Origin of the sequence: Aeromonas caviae (assembly GCF_000819785.1) — a bacterium.
Classification (GTDB): Bacteria; Pseudomonadota; Gammaproteobacteria; order Enterobacterales; family Aeromonadaceae; genus Aeromonas; species Aeromonas caviae.
On the sequence record NZ_CDBK01000035.1, the window covers coordinates 1 to 6,301 of the forward strand.

Genomic DNA, 6,301 nt, shown 5'->3' on the forward strand with positions numbered 1-6,301 from the left:
CAGGCGGCTCTCCCGCTTGGCGACGCGCCCCTTGCGCATCCAGACCCCGAGCATGGCCTCTACCGCATCCTCAGAGGTGTGGAAGTGGCGGGCCAGCGCCCGCCGGCTCACCTTCTTGTGAAGGGCCAGATAGTCCCCCAGTTCACGCAGGATCACAGAATACCCTCCCTCTCGGCGCACTCGCCCCTGACCATGAGCCCCTTCACAGGGTCACCACCTTGCGGGCGACGATGTCGCCGTGACGACGCCCCAGCCACCAGAGCAGCACCAGGGAGAGCAGATAGCTCAGGCTCCAGACCAGGCTCTGCGCCGGGTGGGCGGCGAAGGTCGCCAGTTGATAGAAGAGGGTGGCGCACAGGAAGGCGACGTAGTTGCACCAGGCTGCGGTGAACAGGGCCCACTGGCGACCGGTCTCTCGCACCAGAGCCCCCATGGCGGCGGCGCAGGGCATGTAGAGCAGCACGAACAGCAGGTAGGCAAAGGCCCCGGCCACGCCGTCGAAGTGGGTCTGCATGTTGCCGTAGGTGGAGGTGTCCACCTCCTGGGCCTCGGCGGCCGCCTGCTTGTCCTCCAGATCCCCCACCTTGAGCCCCATGGGATCGGCGGGGTCGATGTCCGCCAGGTTGGCGGGAATGGTGGCCAGCGCCGCTTTCAGGCTGCCCAGCAGGGAGTATTCACTCTCCTCCTCATCACCGGCGCCGCCGGCGTAGAGGCTGTTGAGGGTAGCGACCACCGCCTCCTTGGCAAAGATGCCGGTGAGGATGCCCACCGTGGCCTGCCAGTTGTCGTCCCGCACGCCTATGGGATGCAGCACCGGGGTCACGGACTGGCTCAGCTTGCTCAGCACCGAGTTCTCCTGATCCTGGTTGCCGAAGCTGCCGTCGGTGCCGAGGGAGTTGAGCACGCTCAGCACCGCCACCATCAGGACGATGGTCTTGCCCGCGCCGAAGATGAAGCCCTTGAGTTTCTGCCAGGTGCGCAGCCCCACGTCCACCGGACGGGGCCACTCGTAATCGGGCATCTCCATCACCATGGAGTCGCTCTTGCCCGGCAGCAGGGTGCTGCGCAGGAAGAGGCCGGTGAGCACCGCCACCAGGATGCCGAACAGATAGAGACCGAACACCAGGTTCTGCCCCGACTCGGGGAAGAAGGCCACCGCGAACAGGGCGTAGACCGGCAGACGGGCACCACAGGACATGAAGGGCGCCATGGCCGAGGTCATCAGCCGCTCGCGCTCCGACCCCAGGGTGCGAGTCGCCATCACCGCGGGCACGGTGCAGCCAAAGCCCATCAGCATGGGGACGAAGGCCTTGCCGGGCAGGCCGAGGCGACGCATCAGGGCGTCCACCACGAAGGCGGCGCGGGCCAGATAGCCGGAGCTCTCCAGCACCGCGAGGAAGAGAAAGAGGCAGCCCACCACGGGGATGAAGGTCGCCACCGTCTGCAAACCGGCACCCACGCCGTCCGCGAGCACGGCTCCCAGCCAGTCGGGGGCACTCATCAGCCCCAGCAGGTGGTGCACCCCGTCCACGAAGAGGGCCCCCCCGAGGATGTCGAAGAAGTCGATGAAGGCGCTACCCACCTTGATGGCGAACATGAACATCAGGTACATCACCAGCAGGAAGAAGGGGATGCCCACCCAGCGGTTGAGCAGCACCCTGTCCAGCCGTTCGCTCTGGGCGACGGTGAGCTTGTCCTGATGACGGCACGCCTGCTGGCACCAGTGGTGGATATGGCCGTAGCGCAAATCAGCGAGTTGCAGGTCGATGTCCTGGGCGTGGTGGGCGCGGCTCACCACGTTGTCGGCCGCCGCTTGCTGCCCCGCAGCCAGGGTCTCCTGCATGGCGATGTCTTCCTCCAGCAGGCGCAGGGCGCGACCACGGCGATGCAGATGATGGGGGGCGAGCAGGGTCTCCAGCTCGGCGATGTCCCCCTCGAGGGGCTGACCGTAGTCGAGCACCAGGGCGGGCTGGGACTGGCCGATATACTGGTGGATCCCCTCTTTGAAGGCCGCCACCTGCTGGCGATTGTGGGCCGAGAGCGACACCACGGGGCACCCCAGCGCCTTGGCGAGCAAGGCCTCGTCGATGGTGATGCGCCGCTTTTGCAGCAGATCCATCTTGTTGAGCACCACCACCATGGGCAGCCCCAGCTCCCGCAGTTGCAGGGTGAGGTAGAGGGAGCGCTCCAGGTTGGCGGCATCGATGACGTTGAGCAGCAGATCCGGCTGCTGGCGCTGGACGAAGCGGCTGGCGATCTGCTCGTCCAGGCTCGCCTCCTGGTTGGCCAGGGCATAGATGCCGGGCAGGTCCACCAGGGTGTATTCCTGCCCGCGGGCAGCAAAGGCCCCCATCTTCTTGTCGACGGTGACCCCGCTCCAGTTCCCCACCTGCTGGCGGGAGCCGGTCAGGGCGTTGAACAGGGAGGTCTTGCCGCTGTTGGGATTGCCCACTGTGACCAGGTTGTAGCTCATACCGGCTCCACCTCGATTTGCTGGGCCAGACTCCGCTGCATGGAGAGGCAGATGCCCTGGCACTGGATCTGGAGCGGGTCTCCCAGGGGGGCGGCCCGCAGATAGAGGATCTCAGTCTGGGGCAGCAGCCCCATCACCATCAACTTGCGCCGCAAGGCGCGGCCAAGGTGGTTCATGTGCGTGATGCGAGCGCTCTGTCCCGGCGACAGCTCTGTGAGTACCATGACGGGCTCCTGAAGTTAAACAAGAATAATTCGCTTTTAATGGGGGGATTATAAGCTGTGCCCTCAACATTTATTTGCGTAAAATCAAACTCCGCTTAGCTAACCGACAAAGTATTGCCATGAGTCACGACAACAACAGCCGCCTGGTCTACAGCACGGACGGCGGCATGATCAAGGAATCCGCCCCTGCCCAGCACGCCTCCCCCTTCCCCGCCGACGGGGTCGTGCGCATCCGCCGCGAGACCAAGGGACGCAAGGGGGCCGGGGTCATCAGCATCCACGGCGTTCCCGCCGACCAGCAGAAGGCCCTCGCCACCCTGCTCAAGAAGAAGTGCGGTACCGGCGGCGGTCTCAAGGAGGGGATCATCGAGATCCAGGGGGACAAACGGGACCTCATCAAGGCCGAACTGGAGAAGGCCGGCTTTCAGGTCAAACTGGTGGGGGGATAATTCCCCATCCCGCGCCTTGCCTCACCGGGGGTTTTTCCCTAGAATGCCCGCTCCCATCGAGGGGGAGTAGTCTCGCCACGGACCCGTTTCGTGCGCGATCCTGATCAACATACTTGGTGCCAACTCACCATGGTCAGGGTGATCCGGGCAATGCCGGATTTGACAAGACCTTTGACGGGCCAGTGCCAAAACCGGGGACGGATGGCGCAGGCTTGTCTTTGGTTTATAACAATTCCGTCCCCCGGTCATTTTTATGGAAGCCTTGTTAACCTCCACCATCAGCGTTGCCATCGCCGAGATCGGCGACAAGACACAGCTGCTGGCCCTGTTGCTCATCTGTCGTTTTCGCAAACCCTGGCCCATCATCGCCGGCATGCTGGCTGCCACCCTGCTCAACCACGCGGGTGCCGCCTGGATAGGGGAATTCATCAGTCGCTGGATGGATCCCAAGGTGATGACCTGGCTGGTCGCTGGCGCCTTCATCGCCATGGCCGCCTGGATCCTGGTGCCGGACAAGATGGACGATGAAGAGAGTTCCCTGGACAAGTACGGCCCCTTCATGGCCACCTTCGTGCTCTTCTTCATCGCCGAGATCGGTGACAAGACCCAGATAGCCACCGTGCTGCTGGCAGCCAAATACGACTCCCTGATCCAGGTGATCACCGGCACCACCCTCGGCATGATGCTGGCCAACGTGCCCGTGGTGCTGCTCGGCAAACTCGGGGCCGACAAGCTCCCCCTCAAGGGGATCCGCATTGCCTGCGCCATCCTCTTTGCGGGGCTTGGCATCTCCACCCTGATCTTCGCCTGACCTCCATAGAAGCCGGCGGGGGATCAGCGTGAGCACTGATCGCCACCGCCGCCCCGGACGTCCTTCAGGCCCCCTCCTCACGGCGGGGGCCTTTTTAGTGCAAAGACATGGCCCCGTGCCGCGACCTGTGTCGCAGCGCCGACGGCGCCCCTGCCCCGAGACGCGGCGCCGTGCCATAATGCCTTATCTTTCAGGCATCACGGCTTCAGGAGCCCCCATGCACCTCACCTCAAGACAGACCCTGCTCGACTGGGTCAGGCGCGGCCGCCTGCCACGGGCCTCGCTGCCTGCCGCCCTGGCCCTGTGCGATCTGCCCCCCGGCCCTGCCCGCTGGCAGTGGCTGTTCGACAGGCTGCTGCTCTGGCTCGGCTGCCTCTGCCTTGGCGCCGGCCTCGTCTTCTTCGTCGCCTTCAACTGGCAGGCCCTGGGGCGCCTCTCACGTCTCGCCCTGCTGGAGCTGCCGTTGCTCGCCATGCTCCTGGTGCTCTGGCGCAAACCCATGAGTGACACCCCGCGCCAGGCCCTGCTGCTCGCCCTGGCCCTCAACCTCGGCGCCCTGCTCGCCCTGGTGGGTCAGACTTACCAGACCGGCGCCGACCCCTGGCAGCTCTTCGCCACCTGGGCCCTGATGCTGCTGCCGCTGGCGGCCCTTGGCAGAAGCCCGCTGCTCTGGACCCTGGCCTGGCTGCTCGGTCAGCTCGCCCTGGTGCTCTACTGGCGGCTCGGCCTTCTCGATCTCTTCTTCTCCTTCAACGAGGAGGCCCTCGGCTGGTGCCTGACCCTGCTCAACGCCGCCCTCTGGGGTCTGCTCATCCTGGTGCCCGCCCGCTACGCCCTGATGCCCTCCTGGCTCGCGGGGCTGGCCGCGGGGCTCGGCATCACCCTGCTCACCCTGCTGGCCCTGTTCGATGCCGCCTCTCCCTGGGTCTGGCCTGCCTGGCTCGCCTGGCTCGGCGCCGCCTACCTGCGCTGGCACCACAGGTTCATCGCCGGGCTCGCCATGGGGTGCCTGAGCCTCATCGCCGTGATCCTCGCGGCCCTTGGCAAGTGGATGGAGCCGGACATGAACGGCTTCTTGCTGCTGGCCCTCATCGCCATCGGCCTGTCGGTGATGGCCAGCCGCTGGCTGCAACAACAACGGAGGCAGCATGTCTGATCTCACCCCCTGGGAGCGCCTGCGTGCTGCCCAACTTGTGGAAGGGGATGCCCCCCGGGATGAACAGCCCCACTGGTCGGGCCGTTTTCTGCTCGGCATGGTGGGCTGGATAGCCGCCCTCTTCCTGCTCTTCTTCCTCTTCATGGCCTTCGAGCAGCTGACCCGCGACCCCAACAACGCCCTCACCATGGGGATGGTGCTGATGGCCGCCGCCCTCGGTCTCAACCGCATGGCGACCCGCAGCGATCTCTGGGATCAGTTCGTGCTGGCGCTGGCGCTGGCGGCAGATGCCTGGCTGCTCTACGGCCTGCTGGACAGGCTGGATCTGAACGTCGCGTGGCTCTGGTTCGGTCTGACCGCCTTCTCCCTCGGGGTGGCCGCCCTGTTCGAGCACTGGCTGATCAGGCTGTTCCACAGCTTCGCCGCCGCCATCCTGCTCACCCTCGCCCTCGCCTGCCTCGGCCTGCACCTGCTGGCCCTGCCGCTGGTGATGGGCGCCGTCGCCCTTTGCTGGCTGCAGGCGGAGCGCGATCCCGCCCGCCATCTGCTCTATGAATCCCTCACCCTGGGGCTGGCACTCTCCCTGCTGGTGCTGGGACGGCTGCACCACCCCCTGTGGGAGGGAGGCACCAGCGTGCTCAATGAGCTCGGCAGCTCCCGCCTGCCTCTCTGGCTCAATCCCCTGCTCTGCGCCGCCCTGCTGCTCGCGGTCATGGTTCGCCTCAGGCTGCCGCTGCGCTACGGGCTGCCGCTGGTGGTGATCAGCGCCATCATTCCCGGCATGGGGGCTGGCGCCCTGGTGCTGGTGCTCGGCTTCTACGCCGGCAGCCTGGCCCTGATGACCCTGGCAGGCCTCCTGCTGCTCGGCTTTGGCTCCCTCTATTACTACGATCTGGGGCTGACCCTGATGACCAAGTCCTGGCTGCTGCTCGCCTCGGGGGCCCTGCTGCTCGGTACCCGTCAGTGGCTCAAGCACCTTCACAACGGGAGCCCCTCATGAGACGCCTCGCCTTTTTGCTGACCGGTCTTGCCCTGCTCGCCGGCATCAACGCCGCCGTCTGGCGCTTCGAGCACGCCATGAGCCAGGGGGAGGTGGTGCTGATCGAGCTGGCACCGGTCGACCCCCGCTCCCTGATGCAGGGGGACTACATGCGCCTGAACTACGCCCTCGCCCGCCAGCTGGCGGGC

General features: G+C 65.8%; 8 protein-coding genes. 5 read left to right on the plus strand and 3 right to left on the minus strand.

What is annotated here, in order from left to right; translation table 11 throughout:
* From BN1120_RS04925 to BN1120_RS04935, 3 genes are all read right to left on the minus strand, one after another.
* Positions 1-156 (minus strand): FeoC-like transcriptional regulator (locus BN1120_RS04925; protein ID WP_042014988.1); only part of this gene is annotated, 156 nt, incomplete at its 3' end.
* 46 nt (positions 157-202) lie between these two features.
* Positions 203-2,473, minus strand: coding sequence for a Fe(2+) transporter permease subunit FeoB (gene feoB, locus BN1120_RS04930; RefSeq protein WP_042014990.1), 2,271 nt, complete (start codon positions 2,471-2,473; stop codon positions 203-205).
* Positions 2,470-2,697: a FeoA family protein gene (locus BN1120_RS04935; RefSeq protein ID WP_010675204.1), complete on the minus strand. Its 228-nt coding sequence runs from the start codon at positions 2,695-2,697 to the stop codon at positions 2,470-2,472. The genes feoB and BN1120_RS04935 overlap by 4 nt, the downstream gene beginning before the upstream one ends.
* 119 nt (positions 2,698-2,816) lie before the next feature.
* Between BN1120_RS04935 and BN1120_RS04940 the strand changes: the two genes are divergently transcribed.
* The 5 genes from BN1120_RS04940 to BN1120_RS04960 form a co-directional block, all read left to right on the plus strand.
* A complete protein-coding gene (locus BN1120_RS04940) occupies positions 2,817-3,146 on the plus strand; it encodes a translation initiation factor (RefSeq protein ID WP_039041208.1) in 330 nt (109 codons plus the stop codon).
* Between the two features lie 253 nt (positions 3,147-3,399).
* Entirely contained in the window at positions 3,400-3,957 is a 558-nt protein-coding gene (locus BN1120_RS04945; RefSeq protein WP_010675206.1) for a TMEM165/GDT1 family protein, read from the plus strand.
* 217 nt (positions 3,958-4,174) lie between these two features.
* Positions 4,175-5,113 (plus strand): DUF2157 domain-containing protein, encoded by a 939-nt coding sequence (locus BN1120_RS04950; RefSeq protein ID WP_042014993.1) that lies wholly within the window; start codon positions 4,175-4,177, stop codon positions 5,111-5,113.
* The gene (locus BN1120_RS04955) at positions 5,106-6,113 is read left to right on the plus strand and encodes a DUF4401 domain-containing protein (RefSeq protein WP_042014995.1); all 1,008 of its coding nucleotides are present in this window, start codon (positions 5,106-5,108) and stop codon (positions 6,111-6,113) included. Before BN1120_RS04950 ends, BN1120_RS04955 begins: the two co-directional genes overlap by 8 nt.
* A partial coding sequence (locus BN1120_RS04960) for a GDYXXLXY domain-containing protein (protein ID WP_042014996.1) occupies positions 6,110-6,301 on the plus strand: 192 nt, incomplete at its 3' end. The genes BN1120_RS04955 and BN1120_RS04960, both read left to right, overlap by 4 nt.

Coding starts and splice junctions, on each gene's coding strand:
- feoB (WP_042014990.1), bottom strand. CDS start 2,473: ATGAGCTACAACCTGGTCACAGTGGGCAATCCCAACAGCGGCAAGACC.
- BN1120_RS04935 (WP_010675204.1), bottom strand. CDS start 2,697: ATGGTACTCACAGAGCTGTCGCCGGGACAGAGCGCTCGCATCACGCAC.
- BN1120_RS04940 (WP_039041208.1), top strand. CDS start 2,817: ATGAGTCACGACAACAACAGCCGCCTGGTCTACAGCACGGACGGCGGC.
- BN1120_RS04945 (WP_010675206.1), top strand. CDS start 3,400: ATGGAAGCCTTGTTAACCTCCACCATCAGCGTTGCCATCGCCGAGATC.
- BN1120_RS04950 (WP_042014993.1), top strand. CDS start 4,175: ATGCACCTCACCTCAAGACAGACCCTGCTCGACTGGGTCAGGCGCGGC.
- BN1120_RS04955 (WP_042014995.1), top strand. CDS start 5,106: ATGTCTGATCTCACCCCCTGGGAGCGCCTGCGTGCTGCCCAACTTGTG.